Annotated in this window: 15 protein-coding genes; 13 read left to right on the plus strand and 2 right to left on the minus strand. The window is 49.1% G+C overall.

What is annotated here, in order from left to right:
* Window positions 1–79 precede the first annotated feature (79 nt).
* Complete coding sequence (locus DXB83_RS02855) at window positions 80–1303, plus strand: M28 family metallopeptidase (protein ID WP_117804096.1); 1224 nt, start codon at window positions 80–82, stop codon at window positions 1301–1303.
* A 78-nt stretch (window positions 1304–1381) separates the two neighbouring features.
* On the plus strand, window positions 1382–1876 hold the full coding sequence (locus DXB83_RS02860) for a GNAT family N-acetyltransferase (RefSeq protein WP_117804097.1): 495 nt from the start codon (window positions 1382–1384) through the stop codon (window positions 1874–1876).
* On the opposite strand, the gene DXB83_RS02865 is transcribed toward DXB83_RS02860, so the two are convergent.
* Complete coding sequence (locus tag DXB83_RS02865; protein WP_117804098.1) at window positions 1845–2732, minus strand: LysR family transcriptional regulator; 888 nt, start codon at window positions 2730–2732, stop codon at window positions 1845–1847. The genes DXB83_RS02860 and DXB83_RS02865 overlap by 32 nt on opposite strands.
* A 123-nt stretch (window positions 2733–2855) precedes the next feature.
* On the opposite strand from DXB83_RS02865, the gene DXB83_RS02870 reads away from it, so the two are divergent.
* From DXB83_RS02870 to DXB83_RS02885, 4 genes are all read left to right on the plus strand, one after another.
* Window positions 2856–4223, plus strand: a complete 1368-nt coding sequence (locus DXB83_RS02870; RefSeq protein WP_055227883.1) for an MATE family efflux transporter — start codon at window positions 2856–2858, stop codon at window positions 4221–4223.
* 284 nt (window positions 4224–4507) lie between these two features.
* Window positions 4508–5848, plus strand: coding sequence for an MATE family efflux transporter (locus tag DXB83_RS02875; RefSeq protein WP_117804170.1), 1341 nt, complete (start codon window positions 4508–4510; stop codon window positions 5846–5848).
* 88 nt (window positions 5849–5936) lie between these two features.
* The gene (locus DXB83_RS02880) at window positions 5937–6782 is read left to right on the plus strand and encodes a S8 family peptidase (RefSeq protein ID WP_117508976.1); all 846 of its coding nucleotides are present in this window, start codon (window positions 5937–5939) and stop codon (window positions 6780–6782) included.
* A gap of 165 nt (window positions 6783–6947) precedes the next feature.
* Window positions 6948–8150: an NADP-dependent isocitrate dehydrogenase gene (locus tag DXB83_RS02885; RefSeq protein ID WP_055217983.1), complete on the plus strand. Its 1203-nt coding sequence runs from the start codon at window positions 6948–6950 to the stop codon at window positions 8148–8150.
* Between the two features lie 99 nt (window positions 8151–8249).
* Here DXB83_RS02885 and DXB83_RS02890 read toward each other — a convergent pair whose 3' ends face one another.
* Window positions 8250–10175, minus strand: a complete 1926-nt coding sequence (locus DXB83_RS02890) for an ABC-F family ATP-binding cassette domain-containing protein (RefSeq protein ID WP_117508975.1) — start codon at window positions 10173–10175, stop codon at window positions 8250–8252.
* 154 nt (window positions 10176–10329) lie between these two features.
* Between DXB83_RS02890 and DXB83_RS02895 the strand changes: the two genes are divergently transcribed.
* The 7 genes from DXB83_RS02895 (at window position 10330) to DXB83_RS02925 (ending at window position 18286) form a co-directional block, all read left to right on the plus strand.
* Window positions 10330–10986, plus strand: coding sequence for a redox-sensing transcriptional repressor Rex (locus DXB83_RS02895; RefSeq protein ID WP_022462574.1), 657 nt, complete (start codon window positions 10330–10332; stop codon window positions 10984–10986).
* Between the two features lie 89 nt (window positions 10987–11075).
* Entirely contained in the window at window positions 11076–12584 is a 1509-nt protein-coding gene (locus DXB83_RS02900; RefSeq protein ID WP_022462573.1) for a bifunctional ADP-dependent NAD(P)H-hydrate dehydratase/NAD(P)H-hydrate epimerase, read from the plus strand.
* Between the two features lie 192 nt (window positions 12585–12776).
* Window positions 12777–13124 carry a type II toxin-antitoxin system PemK/MazF family toxin gene (locus DXB83_RS02905; RefSeq protein WP_022462572.1) on the plus strand — a complete coding sequence of 116 codons (348 nt, stop codon included), beginning with the start codon at window positions 12777–12779 and terminating at the stop codon, window positions 13122–13124.
* 137 nt (window positions 13125–13261) lie between these two features.
* A complete protein-coding gene (locus DXB83_RS02910) occupies window positions 13262–13990 on the plus strand; it encodes a YebC/PmpR family DNA-binding transcriptional regulator (protein WP_022462571.1) in 729 nt (242 codons plus the stop codon).
* 83 nt (window positions 13991–14073) lie between these two features.
* Window positions 14074–14733, plus strand: coding sequence for a ClpP family protease (locus DXB83_RS02915; protein ID WP_022462570.1), 660 nt, complete (start codon window positions 14074–14076; stop codon window positions 14731–14733).
* Between the two features lie 121 nt (window positions 14734–14854).
* Entirely contained in the window at window positions 14855–15721 is an 867-nt protein-coding gene (locus DXB83_RS02920; RefSeq protein WP_022462569.1) for an undecaprenyl-diphosphate phosphatase, read from the plus strand.
* A gap of 24 nt (window positions 15722–15745) precedes the next feature.
* Entirely contained in the window at window positions 15746–18286 is a 2541-nt protein-coding gene (locus DXB83_RS02925; RefSeq protein WP_022462568.1) for an FtsK/SpoIIIE family DNA translocase, read from the plus strand.
* Window positions 18287–18362 lie beyond the last annotated feature (76 nt).

Genomic DNA, 18362 nt, shown 5'->3' on the forward strand with positions numbered 1-18362 from the left:
AAAAAAAGTTGTACGAAATAACATGGTTATGTTAGCAAATGATATACAGAAAAAATGGTTATAAAGGAGAACTAAAAATATGAAGCTACAATCTATTTTTGACCAGACAGATTTTGTACATGCAAGCGGTACAAAAGAAGAATTGCAGGTTGCAAACTATTTAAAGGAGCAGTGTGAAACATTAGGAGTCCCGGCAAAACTGGAAGGTTTCCGCGTTGCGATGGGCGAAATCGAAGAGGCACATTTGTATGCAGACGGGATGGAAATTTCATGCAAAGCTCTCACATGCTGCGGAAGCGGAAGTGTCGAAGGCGAACTCTACTATATGCCGGGAACCGATCCGGTTTCCGTTGCCGGTGCAAAAGATAAAATTGTGCTGATGGATACGCAGGGAATCGGATTTTTTGCGTACCAGGATTTGATGAAAGCAGGCGCGAAAGCGATTCTGTTCCAATATGGAAACAGCTATTACCCACATACAGACATTGATCAGAGAGATCTTCGGGAAGCCGTTGTCGGAGAGGAAAAGAAAGTGCTCTGCGCTATGATTCACTCCGCACAGGCAGTAGAACTTGTGAAAAATAAAGTAAAACAGATCCGTCTGGAAATCCGGCAGAAGGAATACGATGGAGAATCCCATAATGTGATTGCAGAATTGCCGGGAAAAAGAGAAGAATGGATCGTTTTAAGCGCGCATTATGATACGACATCGCTTTCGCATGGTGCATATGACAACATGAGCGGATGCGCAGGGCTTCTTGGAATCATGGAGCAGATGAAAGGGAAAGAGCTGAATTATGGTCTTCGGTTTGTATTCTGCGGAAGCGAAGAAAGAGGACTTTTAGGATCGAAAGCGTATGTCAGAGATCATGAAAAAGAACTGAGACAAACAGTACTGAACATCAATCTGGACATGATCGGAACGTATATGGGAAAATTTATCGCCTGTGTATCGGCAGAAGAAAAGCTTACCCATTACATCAGCTATATGGCTGCAGAAGTTGGATTTCCAATTGCGGCAGAAAACGGCGTCTATTCCAGTGATTCCACACCATTTGCCGATCATGGGGTTCCGGCTGTTTCGTTTGCGCGTATTGCCAACGGAAATGTCGCCCCGATTCACTGCCGCTACGATGTCAAAGATGTGATGTCGATGGAGCAGCTGCAAAAAGATATTGATTTCCTGACAGTATTTACCGGAAGATTCGCAAACGCAGCGGTCTGCCCGGTGGCAAGAGAAATACCGGAAACGATTCGGAAACAATTGGATGAATATTTGTTTCGCAAGAGAAAAGAAGCCTGATATACTTCGATCACGGATATGAGCAGCGAGACGAATTGCAAATAGGAAAAAGAACGACAGTGGCAGGAGAGAGAAACCATGAAAAAAATAGAACTGGTAGAAATCAGGCAGGTAAACGATGCCCTTGCAGAAATGGTTGCGCTGTTTCGAGTAGAACTGCGTTCCTATAAAGGAATTGCATCAAAACCGAACGTGGAAGACGGACGGGAAGAAATGAAGGAATACCTTTTAGCAGGATTTCCAGTGTTTGCCGCCACGGTGCATGGCGAATACGCAGGTTATGTTGTCTGTCGTATTGAGAGCGAGGTGGTGTGGGTGGAATCCATCTTTGTCAGAGAAGAGTACCGCCGGCAGGGAGTTGCTGCCGCACTGCATGGCAAGGCAGAAGAAATTGCAGCTTCTTATGGAAACGATACGGTTTACAACTATGTCCATCCCAATAACCACAGGATGATTGAATTTTTGAGAAAGCGTGGTTACACCGTTCTGAATCTAATTGAGATCCGTAAACCGTATCTGAATGAAAAACTGACGCAGACGATTACGGTTGGGGAACATGAATTTGATTATTGAGGGAGTCATTTTTATCCCACAATTCCAGAAAAGCCCGAAGTTCAGACGGAAGGCGCCCCTTGCGCCAGGCAAGCAGGATTTCGGTTGTAAGGTCTGCATCTGTGATGGTGCAGGCCTTTAATTTATGGGTAAGATTCAGCATGGAGGCCGGCAGAAGAGCGATGCCAAGGCCTTTTTCTGCCATTGTCATTGCCGTGCGGGCGTCCTCGCAGGTGAGATAGATATCGCAGAACAGACCTGCCTGCTCGAAAGCGGAGAGCATGTATTTCCGGTAGCGGTTCGACAGAATCAGCGGCTGCTCGGCAAGTTCTGTAAGCGAAAGGGTTTCACGCCCGGCAAAAAGCGGGTGAGAAGGGAGTGCCATGGCGGTGATGCTCTCTTTTAAAAGGGTCTTCGTCTCACAGCCATTTAAAACGATTGGCGTACGGAGCGTGGTGAGATCCACCATGTGATTTTCGAGCTGGTCTTTTAAAGCAAAGGTAGAACCCTCGTGGACATCGAAATGGATGTGCGGGTATTTCCGGGAAAATCGCAGGAGATAGTCGGCGAGCAGTGAAACGGTGGATGGCGTCATGCCGATGTGGAGTGTCGCAGACTGACTGGATTTTACGACTTCGCGCCTGGTGAGATCCGCAAACATCAGAAGCGTTCCTGCCTGTTCATACAGTGTTTTTCCTGCCTCGGTCAGAGTGATTTTCTTTGTGCCGCGGATGAGAAGAGGCACCTGAAGCTCTTCCTCCAGCATTTTGATCTGATAACTTAACGGCGGCTGTGTCATATGCAGCACCCGTGCCGCCCCGCTGATGGTTCCCGCGTCCACGATGGCGCGGAAGTATTCGAGTTGTCGAAGTTCCATAAAAATCCTCCTGAAAAAACTATATAAAAATTATTTAATATCAATATAAAAACAATAATTTACATATAGAATACGCCATGCTATACTGAAAAGCAAGTGAAAAAGAAGGGAATGAGGGAACAAATGAAACGAATTGATTTCGAACATGGAACCGTAACCGGAAACATCCTCGGGGCAGCGCTCCCAATGCTGGTTGCTCAGATTTTGAGTCTGCTGTACAATATTGTAGACCGCGTCTACATCGCGCGGATCCCGGAGGTAGGAACGGCGGCACTCGGTGCAGTCGGTCTGTGCTTTCCGCTGATCGTTATCATCACAGCATTCAGCAACTTGTTTGGAAGCGGCGGCGCTCCGCTGTTTTCGATTGAGCGTGGAAAGAATGATCAAAAAAAGGCGGAACGTATTATGAATACGTCGTATTCCATGGTATGTGTCTGTGCTGTCATACTGATGGTGATCGGCTTTTTGTTTGCCCGTCCACTGCTGTCACTGTTCGGTGCATCGGCAGATGCGATGGTATACGCGTATCCTTATATGATGATTTATCTGATCGGAACTTTGCCGTCAATGGTGGCAACCGGCATGAACCCGTTCATCAACGCGCAGGGCTACTCGACCGTTGGCATGCTTTCCGTCACGATCGGAGCGGTCGCAAACCTGCTGCTTGACCCGCTGTTTATCTTTGTGTTTGGCTTTGGTGTGCAGGGGGCTGCGATTGCAACTGTGATTTCCCAGACACTTTCCGCAGTGTTCGTTCTGTATTTCCTGACCCGGAAATCGGAACTGAAAGTGCGCTTTGTGCGGAAAGATGAAATTTCTGAGTGTGCAGGCTATGCGAAAAATATTGTCAGTCTCGGTACCGCCGGATTTATCATGCAGCTGACCAACAGCCTTGTCACGATCTGCTGCAACAATGTACTTTCTGTGACCGGCGGTGATATTTACATCTCTGTTATGACGATCGTATCGAGCGTGCGTCAGCTCGTCGAGACACCGATCTATGCAATGAATGAGGGAACTTCTCCAATTTTGAGCTATAATTACGGTGCACGCCGTCCGGCCCGCGTGCGCAAGGCGATGTGTGTCATGAGTGCGATGATCCTCGGCTATACCGCAGTGATGTGGAGCGTGATTGTTCTGGCGCCGCATGCGCTGATCGGTATTTTCAGTTCGGATGCGGTACTGACCGCAGATGCGGTTCCGGCTCTGAAGCAGTACTTTGCAGCATTCATTTTCATGGATCTGCAGTACATTGGACAGACCGTATTCAAATCTCTGAATAAAAAGAAACAGGCGATCTTTTTCTCCCTGCTCCGAAAAGTCTTCATTGTTGTACCGCTCACCTATCTGATGCCGTACGTACTCCACATGGGAACGGACGGTGTATTCCTTGCCGAACCGGTATCAAACGTAATCGGCGGAAGTCTCTGCTTTATCACCATGCTGATTCTGGTTCTGCCGGAATTGAAGCGAATGGAGCAGCAGAAGTAATAGTTTTGAAAAGTTTTTGGAAAAAGTACAGGAAGATATTTACCGAAACCGTTTCGGCAGATATCTTTCTGTTTTTGTTGCGATACATACGATAAAAAGGGTTAGATTCCCCTTTTTCGCTGCGCTGCATTCGAAGAGAGCTGCCGGTGGCAGTTTCTGCAGGTGAAAAAATTATAAAGTATAGCTAAAAACTATTTTGTTGTATCGAAGATAAGTATTTGATCTTTCCGGAAATTCACGCTACACTGGAAACAGAAAAAACAAAAGAACAGGAGAGGGTTTTTATGGAAGAAAACAAAATGGGAACGATCCCGGTCAGCCGTCTGGTGATTTCCATGGCGCTGCCGCTGATGCTGTCACTTCTGATTAATTCGCTTTACAACTTCGTAGATTCCGTGTTCGTTGCGCGGGTTTCTGAGGATGCACTGACGGCAATTTCCCTGGCGGCTCCGATGCAGCTCATTGTATCATCGCTCGGTCTTGGAAATGCGGTCGGCCTGAACGCCGTCATTTCCCGGGCACTTGGAGAAAAGAATCAGAAAAAGGTAAAAGATGCAGCGAGCGCCGCGCTTTTTCTTGCATTCTGCTCGTGGATTTTAAACAGTATTTTATGTATCGCATTTGCCCGGATCTATTTTGAAAGTCAGTCCGGCGGCAATGAAGCCATCGCAGCGTATGGCATCCAATACTTAAGTATCTGTATGATCGCGTCTCTCGGCCAGATGGGACAGTGGGTCTTTGACCGGTTTGTTATGGCAAGCGGAAAAGCGCACCTTTTTATTTTTACACTTTCCGCCGCATCGCTGACAAATCTGATTCTCGATCCGATCTTTATTTTCGGCTGGTTCGGCCTTCCGCGGATGGAGACGGCCGGAGCTGCGCTGGCAACCGTCATCGGCCAGTTTGTGGGCTGTCTTGCCGGAATGATGATTAATAAAAAGTGGAACCCGGAAATCCCGTTTGCCTTTACGCTGAAACCGGACTGGGTGAGTGTGCGTGAGATCATAAAAGTCGGTTTTCCGTCCACGCTGGTACAGATTCTGACCTCGGTTGTCAACATGGCGATGAATGCGATTATTATTACCTTTTCTTCGACGGCAGTTGCTGCTTTTGGTGTGTGCACAAAGATTCAGAATATTACAACCGTCGGTGTTCACGGTATCACAAACGGTCTGATTCCGATTGTAGCGTACAATTACGGCGCAAAGCAAAAAGAAAGAATCCGTCAGTCGATCCGGTACGGCATTCTTTACGGCGGCGGACTGTTTCTTATCTTTTTTGCCGTGCTGGAATTCTGTCCTGGCGTTGTACTGAAACTTTTTGATGCCTCGGACAATCTGATGCGCATCGGAGTTCCGGCGCTCCGCATTCTGGCAGTGGCCTATCTGCTTTCGATTCCAGGCCTGATCTATCAGGCGGCGTTGCAGGGACTTTCCCTTGGAAAAGAAAGTATGTACATATCCATGACACGCCAGGCGATTCTGCCGCTGGTGTTTGCATTTCTTCTCAAAGGATCTGGAAACCTGAATCTGATATGGGGCGCCTTTGTCCTGGCTGAGCTCTGCGGCATCCCGCTTGCAGCAGCTCTCTGGAAACGGAAAGGGGAAAAGCAGATTCAGTTTTAAGTATAGAAAAGAAAAACAAAAAGGCTGTTCTTTGCGAAAGGCAGCCTTTTTTGCATACCATAAGATAAGAATACACAGGGGCTTATGGATGAAAGAGCAGGAAAATCTGACAGGAAAAGGAATTACAGCCGCCGTGCTGGATACAGGGATTTTTCCCCATATGGATTTTGACGGCCGGATTGTAGCCTTCCGGGATCTTGTGTACGGGCGGGAGACGCCTTACGATGACAATGGACACGGAACGCATGTCTGTGGTATCCTTGGCGGAAGTGGAAGAGCGTCCGGCGGAAAATACCAGGGTGCGGCACCGGGATGCCGGTTTGTCGTAGTGAAGATTCTGGACCGAAGGGGAAATGGAAGAAAGCAGGATATCCTCGCGGCGATTGACTGGGTGTGCAAAGAGCGAATAAGACTTAATATCCGCATTTTAAATATTTCAGTGGGAACAACAGAGCAGGAAAAAACGGTGGATGATCTGCTAGTACAGGCGGTGGAGCGCGCCTGGGATGACGGGATCACTGTTGTGACAGCGGCCGGAAATCTGGGGCCCGCTCCGGGCAGTATTACGGCGCCGGGGAACAGCAGAAAAGTGATCACCGTGGGAGCGGGCGATCTGCTGGAGCCAAGAAGAGGAATCTCCGGATGCGGCCCGACACGGGACTGCGTCTGCAAACCGGATCTTGTCGCGCCTGGAAAACGTCTCATTTCCTGCGCGCCTGGAAGAAGCAGGAAGGAATATGTGGTGAAGAGCGGCACCTCGATGGCGGCACCGCGGGTGTCCGGAGCCGTGGCTTTGGCACTTGAACGGGTTCCGGATCTTACAAATGTCCAGGCGAAAATGCTGCTTTGCGAATCGGCGAGAGACCTTGGCCTTCCGCGCAACCGTCAGGGGCATGGGATGCTTCAAACAGACCGTTTTCTGTCTCTTCTGTGAGACACTGTGCGGCAGCATAAAAAAAGAAAAATGAAGGAAAACACCTCTCATCCTGCAAAAATTGTGTGAATTTATGGGAAAATGCCAAAAAATCAGGCGAATTTTGACTTGACAAGCTATAGGATACTTTATACAATAAACGGGAATAGAAAAAGGAGGCCTACTATGGAAAAAATTCAGATGACCACTCCTCTGGTAGAGATGGATGGAGATGAGATGACCAGAATTCTCTGGAAAATGATCAAAGATGAGCTGCTTCTCCCGTTTATTGACCTGAAAACGGAATATTACGATCTGGGACTGGAACACAGAAACGAGACGAACGATCAGGTAACCGTAGATTCCGCAAACGCTACCAAGAAATACGGTGTAGCAGTCAAATGTGCCACCATTACGCCGAATGCAGCGCGTATGACCGAGTACAATCTGAAAGAAATGTGGAAGAGCCCGAACGGAACGATCCGTGCCATGCTCGACGGAACCGTTTTCCGTACCCCGATTGTCGTAAAAGGCATCGAGCCGTGCGTGCGCAACTGGAAAAAACCGATCACGATTGCCCGTCATGCATACGGAGATGTCTATAAAAATGCAGAAATGCGCATTCCGGGACCGGGAAAAGCAGAGCTGGTTTATACGGCTGAGGACGGCACCGAGACAAGAGAGCTGATCCACAACTTCACCGGCGCCGGTGTCATTCAGGGCATGCACAATCTGGATAACTCCATAGAAAGCTTTGCGAGAAGCTGTTTCGAGTACGCACTGTCCACGAAACAGGATCTGTGGTTTGCAAGCAAGGATACGATTTCCAAGAAGTATGATCACCGCTTCAAGGATATCTTCCAGGAGATCTTCGATGCAGAGTACAAAGAGAAATTTGCAGAAGCAGGCATTACCTACTTCTACACTCTGATCGACGACGCCGTTGCCCGCATCATGAAAGCAGAGGGCGGCTTTATCTGGGCCTGCAAGAACTACGACGGCGATGTCATGAGCGACATGGTATCCTCCGCCTTCGGTTCCCTTGCGATGATGACTTCTGTTCTCGTATCCCCGCACGGATATTACGAGTACGAGGCTGCGCACGGAACCGTACAGCGCCACTATTACCGTCACTTAAAAGGTGAGGAGACATCCACCAACTCCGTGGCCACCATTTTTGCATGGACCGGCGCACTCAGAAAACGCGGGGAAATGGATGGAAACGCAGAACTTTCCGCATTTGCAGACCGTCTGGAAAAAGCAACGATCGCAACGATCGAGAGTGGAAAAATGACAAAAGACCTTGCGCTGATCACCACCATGGAAAATCCGACCGTATTAAACAGCCGTGATTTCATCCTGGCCATCCGCGAGGAGCTGGAGAAATAATTAAACGAAGCAAAAAAGAAAGCCGATCCGGCATTCCCGCAAAAAGGGATGCGCCGGACCGGCTTTTTCTGTTTTGAATTTTTCCGGGGAAAACCAGGTCTATTCGGCAAGCTCTTCCCATTTTTCATACAGCTCTTCGAGTTCCGCGGCAATCTCTGCTTTCTCTTTGCTTAATTTCACACACTCTGCCACATTCGTTGCGACTTCCGGTTTCGACATTTCCTCATCAATTTCCGAATCGCGTGTCTCAAGCTCTTCAATTCGTTTCTCCGTCTTTTTCAGCTCGTTTTCTTTCTTGCGGAGACGTGCCTGTTCTTCTTTCTGCGCTTTCCAGTCCAGCTTTGTGGAGGAGGCTTCGGAAGGAGCCGCTGTTTCTTCCGGAGCGGCGGCATCGGCAGCAGGAGCATAGATGCGGGTCAGCTCTTCTTTTTTCTCCAGATAGTAATCGTAATTTCCGATATAGTTGACGAGTGTCTGTCCCGTCAGCTCCAGAATCCGGGTTGCGGTCTGGTTAATAAAATAACGATCGTGGGAGACATATAGCACCGTTCCGGTGTAGTCCTTCAGTGCATTTTCCAGAATCTCTTTAGAGACGATATCGAGGTGGTTGGTCGGCTCGTCGAGGATCAGGAAGTTGGCGTTCGAGAGCATCAGCTTGGCAAGGGAAATTCGTCCGCGCTCACCGCCGCTCAAGGTATGAATCGGTTGGAAGACATCGTCGTTTGTAAACAGGAAGGCGGCCAGCACATTTCGGATTTCGGTGTTTGTCAGATATGGATACGCGTCGGAAATCTCCTGGAAAATGGTCTTTTCCATGTGGAGCACCTGATGCTCCTGATCGTAGTAACCGATCTGTACACGGCTTCCAAGTGTAAAAGAGCCGGCATCCGGGCGGATGACTTCGTTTAAGATCTTTAAGATCGTCGTTTTTCCCGTTCCGTTGTTTCCGATGATTGCCACGCGCTCGCCGCGCTTGATTTCGAAATTCAGATCCTGGAAAAGCGTCTGTCCCGGGAAGGCTTTGGAGAGGTGCTCGACGGTCAGCACATCGTTTCCGCTTGTGATGCGCGGTTCCAGACGGATCCGCATATCGGAGCGTACTTCGGTCGGCTTTTCCAGCACATCCATTTTGTCCAGCATTTTTTCACGGCTCTCGGCGCGTTTGATGGATTTCTCGCGGTTGAAAGATTTCAGCTTTGCAATGACTTCTTCCTGATGGTGGATTTCCTGCTGCTGGTTGACCCAGGCATGGTAAGCGGCTTCACGGAGCATTGCTTTTTTCTGACTGTAGGCGGTATAGTTTCCCTCAAAAGTTGTTACTTTTTTATTGTCCACTTCAACGACTTTTGTGACAACGCGGTCGAGAAAGTAACGGTCATGGGAGACGATCAGGACGGCTCCGCTGTAATTTAAAAGATACGTTTCGAGCCAGGAGATCGAGTCCATATCGAGGTGGTTGGTCGGCTCGTCGAGCAGAATGATGTCCGGTTTGGTAAGCAGCAGTTTACCAAGTGCCACGCGGGTCTTCTGACCGCCGGAGAGGGAGTCCACCTGTTTTTCAAAATCGCTCTCGGAAAAGCCAAGACCTTTTAAAACACCGACGACTTCACTGCGGTACGCGTATCCGTTTTCCAGTTCAAAGGTATGGGAGAGGCGGGTGTAGGTGGAAAGAAGTTCATCCAGCTCTGCACCGGATTTTGTATTCATATCACTTTCCATCTGACGGAGGCGTTCCTCCATATCGATCAGATTCTGTTTCGCGGTCAGCACTTCCTGGTAAATGGAAAGGTGTCCGGTCAGATCCTGATGCTGGGCGAGATAGCCCATCGTCTTTCCTTTGGAGAGGATGACCTCTCCCTCATCGGCCCTCATTTCGCCGATGATGATTTTTAACAGCGTCGATTTTCCAGCGCCGTTGATGCCGACCAGTGCGGCTTTTTCGCGTTCTTCTATATGAAAAGATGCATTTTTGATAATTTCCGTTGTCCCGAATGCTTTCGAGATATTCTGACATGCAAGAATCATGTGGTTCCTCCAGATAACATATTTCTGTATTTTGACATAACACACCATCCTTATTATAGAGAGTAATACACAAAATTTCAAGAAATCTTTGACAATTTTCTATCAACCATATATAATATGAATATATGCAGGTGTAAATAAGGAGGAATTTATCTTGGAAGAAAAAGGAATTTCGCGGGCAGTTATCAAAAGACTTCCTAGATATTATCGTTACCTGGGCGAATTGCTGGAGGACGGAGTAGAACGGATCTCTTCCGGTGAGCTGAGCGAGCGGATGAAAGTGACAGCTTCCCAGATTCGCCAGGACTTAAATAATTTCGGCGGCTTTGGCCAGCAGGGGTATGGTTATAACGTGCGGTATCTGTACAGCGAGATTGGAAAAATCTTAGGTCTGGACAGAGTCCACAATATGATTTTTGTCGGAGCCGGAAATCTGGGACAGGCGCTTGCCAATTATGCGGCCTTTGAAAGAAGCGGATTCAAAACGGTCGGTATTTTTGACGTCAACCCGGTATTAAAAGGAATCTCCGTGCGCGGAATTGAAATCCGCATGGCGGACGAGCTTCCGGAATTTATCAAGGAACACCATGTAGAGATTGCGGCTTTGACACTGCCAAAAGCAAAAGCGGTAGAGATGGCAGAGATTCTCGTGGACAACGGTGTAAAAGCAATCTGGAATTTTGCACATACCGATCTAAACTTAAAACTTCCGAAAGATGTGATCGTCGAGAACGTCCATCTTTCCGAAAGTCTGATGCGTCTCTCCTACAATCTGACCAGATATGAGGCGGAGCATCCAAAGAACAATTAAGAAACCAAAACAAAAGCAGGAGAGTCTTCGGGAAACCGGAGACTTTTTCTGTTCACTTTCCGGATAAGGAAGGAAAAGGAGGAAAAGCGATGAAACGGATTCTTACAGCAGCACAGATGAAGCAGGCAGACCGCAATACGATCGAAACCATGGGGGTACCGTCCCTGGTACTGATGGAGCGCGCAGCGCTGTCCTGCGTGGAGGAGCTTCAAAATGGAACATGGGATACAGGAAAAGTCCTTGCTGTGTGCGGTCCCGGAAATAATGGAGGGGACGGTGCGGCAATTGCACGGATTTTAAAGACGAAAGGGGTGGATGCGGAACTGTTCTGTCTTGGAAATCCGGAAAAATACAGTGAAGGCATGAGAGCACAGAAGAAAATTGCGGAAAATTATGGGGTCCGTGAGGTTAAGAATCCGGATTTCCGGGAATATACTGTTATCATAGATGCCATCTTTGGAATTGGCGTATCCCGTCCGCTGGCAGGGGAGTACCGGAGGGCAGTGGAAGCAATCTGCGCAAGCGGTGTTCCTGTTCTTGCCGTGGACATCCCTTCGGGGATCCACACGGATACCGGAGAGGTCCTTGATGCGGCGGTGAAAGCCAGAGCCACGGTGACATTTGCCTGTGCAAAGCCAGGGCTTCTCTTTGATCCCGGAAAACGATATGCCGGAGAGGTCCTGGTCCGTGATATCGGAATCGGCTTTGATGCAGGAGAAGAGGAGACGCCCTGGTACGGTTCAGTGGAAAAAGAAGATCTGGACCGGTTTCTTACCCGCACGCCGATGGGAAATAAGGGAACCTTCGGAAAGGTGCTGGTACTTGCCGGTTCCGGTGCCATGTGCGGAGCCGCTGTTTTGTGTGCCAGGGCAGTCCTTGCATCCGGTGCCGGCATGGTAAAGGTTGTGACAGAGGAAAGAAACCGTACGCCGCTTTTCTGTGCCCTGCCGGAAGCAATGGCGGATTTCTGGAAGGAGGATGAGCCGCTTCCGGAAGAAGCCCTGCTGCAGGATCTCGCCTGGGCGGACGCTGTTGTTGCGGGACCGGGACTTTCCAAAAGCCGGACGGCAAAAGAACTGCTCGTTTTTACGGTGCAGCACACAGAAGTTCCTCTTGTTCTGGATGCAGATGCGCTGAACCTGATTGCAGAAGATGCAGAGATTCTTTCGGGCTGCCGGGCAGAAAAAATTTTAACGCCTCATGTAGGAGAGCTTGCACGGCTGCTGCACATGACCATTGCAGAATGCCAGCGTGACCCGGCAGGAAGCGCCGGAAGGGCAGCCGAAAAATACCAGGCCTGCTGTGTACGAAAGGATTCCGTAACCGTGACAGCAGAGGAAGGGCGTGAGCAGTATTACATAAACACAAGCGGAAGCAGTGCGCTTGCGACGGCGGGAAGCGGCGATGTGCTCGCGGGAATCACAGGCGCCTTTGCAGCAAAACGTCAGTGTGAAAAAAACGAGAAAAAAATCAGCCTTGCCAAAACAGCGGCACTGGCGGCATATGCGCATGGAAAGGCGGGAGAGGCTGCGGAAGAAAAAAGCAGTGCTTCCTATGTAACAGCATCCGAGATTATCAGAGGATTGCAGTCAATCTGAGCAAAGCAGATCAGAATCACGGGTTCCCAAAAAAACTCCGGGCGGACTTTTTTGAAGCGCCGGATGAAATTTGTGAATACCTCCGGAAAAACAGGCAATATTAAATACATGGAAACGATTTTAAAAGGCGTAAAACGCCGGATCGTTATCGTATGGGAAAGCAAAACGGAAAGAATCGGAGAGTGAGCACAAGTGGTAATCAAGCGTGGCGATGTATATTATGCCGACCTGCGGCCCGTTGTGGGAAGTGAGCAGGGCGGTGTCCGTCCGGTGCTGATCATTCAGAATGACATCGGCAACCGGCACAGTCCGACGGTGATCTGTGCGGCGATTACATCGAGGATGAATAAGGCGAAGCTGCCGACGCACATTGAGATCGAAGCGTCCGCCTATGGGATTGTACGGGATTCTGTTATTTTACTGGAACAGCTTCGGACGATCGATAAGAGAAGGCTGAAAGATAAAATCTGTCATCTGACGCCGGAACAGCTGGCCCTTGTGAACGAAGCACTGAAAATCAGCCTGGATCTGCCTACATAAGGGGTATTTTTGGCGCGGTTCACGGTTGACGAATGAGAAAGATCGTGCTATATTCTATATTATATGGGCTTCTGCCGTTTTTCGGGGAAACCTTTTTACAGAAAAGTAATACTTTAAATAAAGGAGACAAAAGAGGTATGTCAGGACATTCAAAATTTGCCAATATTAAGCATAAGAAAGAAAAAAACGACGCAAAAAAAGGTAAAATCTTTACCATCATCGGCCGTGAGATCGTAATCGCTGTCAAAGAGGGCGGACCGGATCCGGCAAACAACAGCAAGCTGCGTGACGTTATCGCAAAAGCAAAAGCAAACAACATGCCGAACGATACCATCGACCGCGGTATTAAAAAAGCTGCCGGAGATGCAAACGCAGACAACTACGAGCGTATCACCTACGAAGGTTATGGCCCGAATGGTATCGCGATCATCGTAGAGACTCTGACCGACAACAAGAACCGTACCGCAGCAAACGTAAGAAGCGCTTTCACCAAAGGAAACGGAAGCGTTGGAACACCGGGATGCGTATCCTACATGTTCGACAAAAAAGGCCAGATCATCATCGACAAAGAAGAGTGCGAAATGGATGCTGACGATCTGATGATGCTTGCTCTGGATGCAGGCGCAGAAGACTTCGCAGACGAAGAGGACAGCTACGAAATCATTACCGATCCGGATGACTTCTCCGCAGTACGTGAGGCTCTGGAGAAAGACGGTATCGCCATGGCAGAGGCAGACGTTACCATGATCCCACAGACCTACGTAGAGCTGACCGATCCGCAGGCATTAAAAGATCTGAACCGTACCCTGGATCTGCTGGATGACGACGACGACGTACAGTACGTATACACCAATCTGGACGAGTAATTTCGCTGGAAATTACATAGAATCATAAGAATCTGCGCATACTGATGAAGCTATTTTGGAATAGCAGAAAAGAGGAAATCCGTATGGCAGAATCACAGAAAAACCAGACAGAAAAAGAAAATATTGTAGAACTGAAGACCAACATTTATCTGCTGTCCATCATCGGCGAGGTGGAGGGGCATGAATCACTCGGCGAGCGCACGAAAGCGACGCGCTATGAGCACATTCTCCCTGCTCTTGCCCGTGCCGAGGAGGACAAAAGTATTGATGGTCTTCTGATTCTCCTGAATACCGTAGGCGGAGATGTGGAGGCCGGTCTTGCAATTGCAGAGATGATTGCGTCCATGCGAAAGCCTGCGGTATCGCTCGTTTTAGGGGGTGGTCATTCGATCGGTGTCCCGCTCGCCGTTGCAGCAGACTATTCGCTGATCGTGCCGAGTGCCACCATGGTCATTCACCCGGTGCGTACAAACGGCATGTTCATCGGTGTTGCACAGACGTACCGTAATATGGAAAAGACGCAGGATCGGATCACAGGTTTTGTATCGGCCCATTCTAAAATCACCAAGGAACGGCTCGAGGAGCTGATGCTCGATACGAAAATGCTGGTCAAGGATGTCGGAACAATGCTGGACGGCCCGCAGGCAGTGGAAGAAGGCCTGATCGACGAGGTCGGCGGCATTGCCCGCGCGCTCGAAAAGCTGAATGAGCTGATGAAAAAGGCAGCAGGGACAGAAAATTGACTTCACGGCGCGGCTTGTGTTTCAGGGGATTTTGTGTTAGAATGAGTTCGCTGTGAAAATTCGAACGGAAGTTTTGTCCGGACTTTCACAAAAGAGAAAAATAAGGGAACAGGATAAAAAAATGACAGTAATAGAAGCTTTATTTCTGGGCCTGATCCAGGGAATCACGGAATTCCTGCCGATCAGCAGCTCCGCACATCTGATTATCTTCCGTCACTTTATGAAGATCGAAGATACGCAGACGGTGTTTTTCAATGTGCTTTTGCACTTTGGCTCCATGATTGCAATTCTGCTCACATTTTCGAAGGAATGGAAACGTCTCTTCCTCGCGCTGTGCGGAATCATAATCGATCTGTTTCATAATTTAAAGGAACACTTTTCCAGTCAGCATCAGGAGAGAAAGCAGTACCGGAAGGTACTCGGCAGCAACTACCGTATGCTTGCTTTCCTGCTGATTCTGACCACCATCCCGACTGCTGTAATCGGCGGCATGATTCAGAGCCTTGTCACACTGACCTCCTCGAATCTGCTGGCACCTGGCGTTGGTCTGTATCTGACGGCGATTCTGCTTGTGGTGGCAGATATGCTTCCGGAGGGAGAAAAAACGCAGAAAAATTTGAAGCCGAAAGATGCACTGATTGCCGGATTCTTCCAAGGCTTTTCCACGATTCCGGGTCTTTCCCGTCTTGGTTCGACTATTTCTGCGTGTGTGATCGGCGGCATGACCCGTTCGTACGCTGTGAAATACTCTCTGATTGTGAGTGTTCCGGCGATTATCGGGGCAACGATCGTTGAAATTGCGACCATGGGAAAAAATAAAATTGTTTTTCATCCGGTATATCTGGTCGGCGTTTTCATGGCGGCACTTGCCGGTTACTTTACGATCCGCATTCTGATGCGTGTGGTGAAAAAACGGAAACTGAAATATTTTGCTTTGTACTGTCTTCTTGTCGGGACATTCTCCATTGCAGGATATTTTCTGCTGTAATACGAGAAAGGGGAGAAGTTCTGCATGGCAAATACAACAAAGGGAAGCGGGAAGACAAAGAAAAAAACTTCTGCTTCCGGAACAGCAAAAAAGAAACAGACCCAAACAACGGCCAGAAAAACAACGGCGAAAAAGAGCAGTACCGCAAAACGTACCTCCGGCACAAGGAAAAACACAGTCCGTGAGCCGATGGACGAGGGAGTGCGCGCAGAAATTATTCTGCTTTCCGTGCTTGCTGTTTCGATTCTGCTGATGCTCAGTAATTTCGGTATGGGCGGCGTGATCGGACAGGCTGTCTGCGACTTCTTTTTCGGCCTTTTCGGCGTGACAGAGTGGGCAGCACCGGTTCTGATCTTCTTTGGAACAGCATTTTACATAGCAAACAGACAGAACTTTTTAATTGTGCGGAAAACCGGGGGAGCGATCAGCTGCTTCGTCTTTTTCTGCGCTTTTATGCAGCTTCTGGCGTCCGGCTATACGAGAGATACGACATTTCTGGATTACTATTTTGACAGCGCCTACGATCATCTCGGCGGAGGAATCTTAGGAGGGTCTGTCGTGAAAATTCTCGGCATGGGATTCGGCCAGATCGGTGCGTGGGTGATTATTGTGATCGCCATCGTGATTTCCGTGATCGTGATGACGCAGAAGCCGATTCTCGCGCCGATCCATGAAAAGACGAATGACCACCGCCGGATGGCGGAGGAGCGCCGCCAGGAGCGTCTGGCGCGCCAAGCTGCGATGGAGGAAGAGGAAGGAAAAGAGCTGATTCTTGAGCCAGTGGAGGAACCGAAAAAAGCCGGGAAGAAAAAGAAATCCCGCCTTCTTTCTCATGTGGAATCGAAGGCTGATTTAAACGAAAACGACGATACCCATCAGATGGAGATGCCGGAGCTTTCGATTCACCGTGGTTCTGTGCCGGCTGAAGAGCCGGAAAAGACAGGACCGGAGATGACACGGCAAGCTGCAGAAGAGGCGAAAAAAGAGAAAACGTCTGCGGATCATACGAGAAATCCGCGGTCTTCCTGCGAAGAGATCGAGGCGGATATAGACGGCATTCGTCAGGAAATCGGGAAAAAAGCAGAGGAAAAGCGGCCGGAGTACAAAACACCGCCGATGAATCTTCTGAAAAAAGGGATGCGCGGTGCCATGGGCGATTCCGATGCGCATTTGCGGGAAGTAGCGCGGAAACTGGAGGAGACGCTGGACAGCTTCGGTGTCAAAGTTACAGTCAATAACGTAAGCTGCGGACCGACCGTCACACGGTATGAGCTGATGCCGGAACAGGGCGTGAAAGTAAGCCGGATTGTCGGATTGACCGACGATATCAAGCTGAGTCTTGCAGCAGCAGATGTCCGCATTGAGGCACCGATCCCGGGAAAATCCGCAGTCGGAATCGAGGTTCCAAATAAGACGAACACGGCCGTGATGCTGCGTGATCTTCTTGAAACACCGGAGTTTAAGAACTTTTCTTCGAATCTGGCCTTTGCTGTCGGAAAAGACATCGCCGGTCAGCCGGTCATCGCAGATATCGCGAAAATGCCTCATCTTCTGATCGCCGGTGCGACCGGTTCCGGTAAATCGGTCTGCATCAACACACTGATTATGAGTATTATTTATAAGGCAAAACCGGAAGACGTCAAACTGATCATGATCGACCCGAAGGTCGTTGAGCTTTCTGTTTATAACGGCATTCCGCACCTTTTTATTCCTGTTGTCACAGACCCGAAAAAGGCTTCCGGAGCTCTGAACTGGGCGGTTGCGGAGATGACAGACCGTTATAACAAATTTGCGGAATTCAACGTGCGCGATATGAAAGGCTACAATGCGAAAGTTGCCGAGCTGCCGCCGGATGAAAACGGCAAAAAACCGGAAAAACTGCCGCAGATCGTCATTATCGTGGATGAGCTTGCCGACCTGATGATGGTTGCGCCGGGAGAAGTGGAGGATGCGATCTGCCGTCTGGCACAGCTTGCCCGTGCGGCCGGCATCCATCTGATTATTGCAACACAGAGACCTTCCGTCAATGTCATCACTGGTCTTATCAAGGCAAATATGCCGTCCCGTATTGCATTCTCGGTTTCTTCCAGCGTAGATTCCCGTACGATCCTCGACATGGGAGGTGCGGAAAAACTGCTTGGAAAAGGCGATATGCTCTACAAGCCGCAGGATTACCAGAAACCGGCCCGTCTGCAGGGATCCTTTGTTTCGGATAAAGAGGTCAGCGATGTCGTTGCCTACTTAAAAGATCACTACGGCGAGAACGCTTATGATCCGGATATCGAAAAACGGATTCACACCGTAAGCCTGGATGGCGGTTCTGCCGCAGGCGGCGGAGATAACCGCGATAATTACTTCGTGGAAGCCGGAAAATTTATCATCGAAAAAGATAAGGCATCGATCGGCATGCTCCAGAGAGTGCTGAAAATCGGTTTCAACCGCGCGGCCAGAATCATGGACCAGCTCGCGGATGCCGGTGTCGTAGGACCGGAGGAAGGAACCAAGCCGAGAAAAGTTCTGATGTCCATGGAACAGTTCGAAAATTATCTGGAGGAACACGGATGATGGGAAAAGATGTTGTCCGTTGTTTACAAATAACCGGAAACGTGATAAAGTATTAACATAAAATGCGCGAAAATCC

This window comes from Blautia sp. OM06-15AC, from assembly GCF_003481425.1.
Lineage (GTDB): Bacteria > Bacillota > Clostridia > Lachnospirales > Lachnospiraceae > Fusicatenibacter > Fusicatenibacter saccharivorans.

Coding starts and splice junctions, on each gene's coding strand:
- DXB83_RS02855 (WP_117804096.1), top strand. CDS start 80: ATGAAGCTACAATCTATTTTTGACCAGACAGATTTTGTACATGCAAGC.
- DXB83_RS02860 (WP_117804097.1), top strand. CDS start 1,382: ATGAAAAAAATAGAACTGGTAGAAATCAGGCAGGTAAACGATGCCCTT.
- DXB83_RS02865 (WP_117804098.1), bottom strand. CDS start 2,732: ATGGAACTTCGACAACTCGAATACTTCCGCGCCATCGTGGACGCGGGA.
- DXB83_RS02870 (WP_055227883.1), top strand. CDS start 2,856: ATGAAACGAATTGATTTCGAACATGGAACCGTAACCGGAAACATCCTC.
- DXB83_RS02875 (WP_117804170.1), top strand. CDS start 4,508: ATGGAAGAAAACAAAATGGGAACGATCCCGGTCAGCCGTCTGGTGATT.
- DXB83_RS02880 (WP_117508976.1), top strand. CDS start 5,937: ATGAAAGAGCAGGAAAATCTGACAGGAAAAGGAATTACAGCCGCCGTG.
- DXB83_RS02885 (WP_055217983.1), top strand. CDS start 6,948: ATGGAAAAAATTCAGATGACCACTCCTCTGGTAGAGATGGATGGAGAT.
- DXB83_RS02890 (WP_117508975.1), bottom strand. CDS start 10,175: ATGATTCTTGCATGTCAGAATATCTCGAAAGCATTCGGGACAACGGAA.
- DXB83_RS02900 (WP_022462573.1), top strand. CDS start 11,076: ATGAAACGGATTCTTACAGCAGCACAGATGAAGCAGGCAGACCGCAAT.
- DXB83_RS02910 (WP_022462571.1), top strand. CDS start 13,262: ATGTCAGGACATTCAAAATTTGCCAATATTAAGCATAAGAAAGAAAAA.
- DXB83_RS02915 (WP_022462570.1), top strand. CDS start 14,074: ATGGCAGAATCACAGAAAAACCAGACAGAAAAAGAAAATATTGTAGAA.
- DXB83_RS02920 (WP_022462569.1), top strand. CDS start 14,855: ATGACAGTAATAGAAGCTTTATTTCTGGGCCTGATCCAGGGAATCACG.
- DXB83_RS02925 (WP_022462568.1), top strand. CDS start 15,746: ATGGCAAATACAACAAAGGGAAGCGGGAAGACAAAGAAAAAAACTTCT.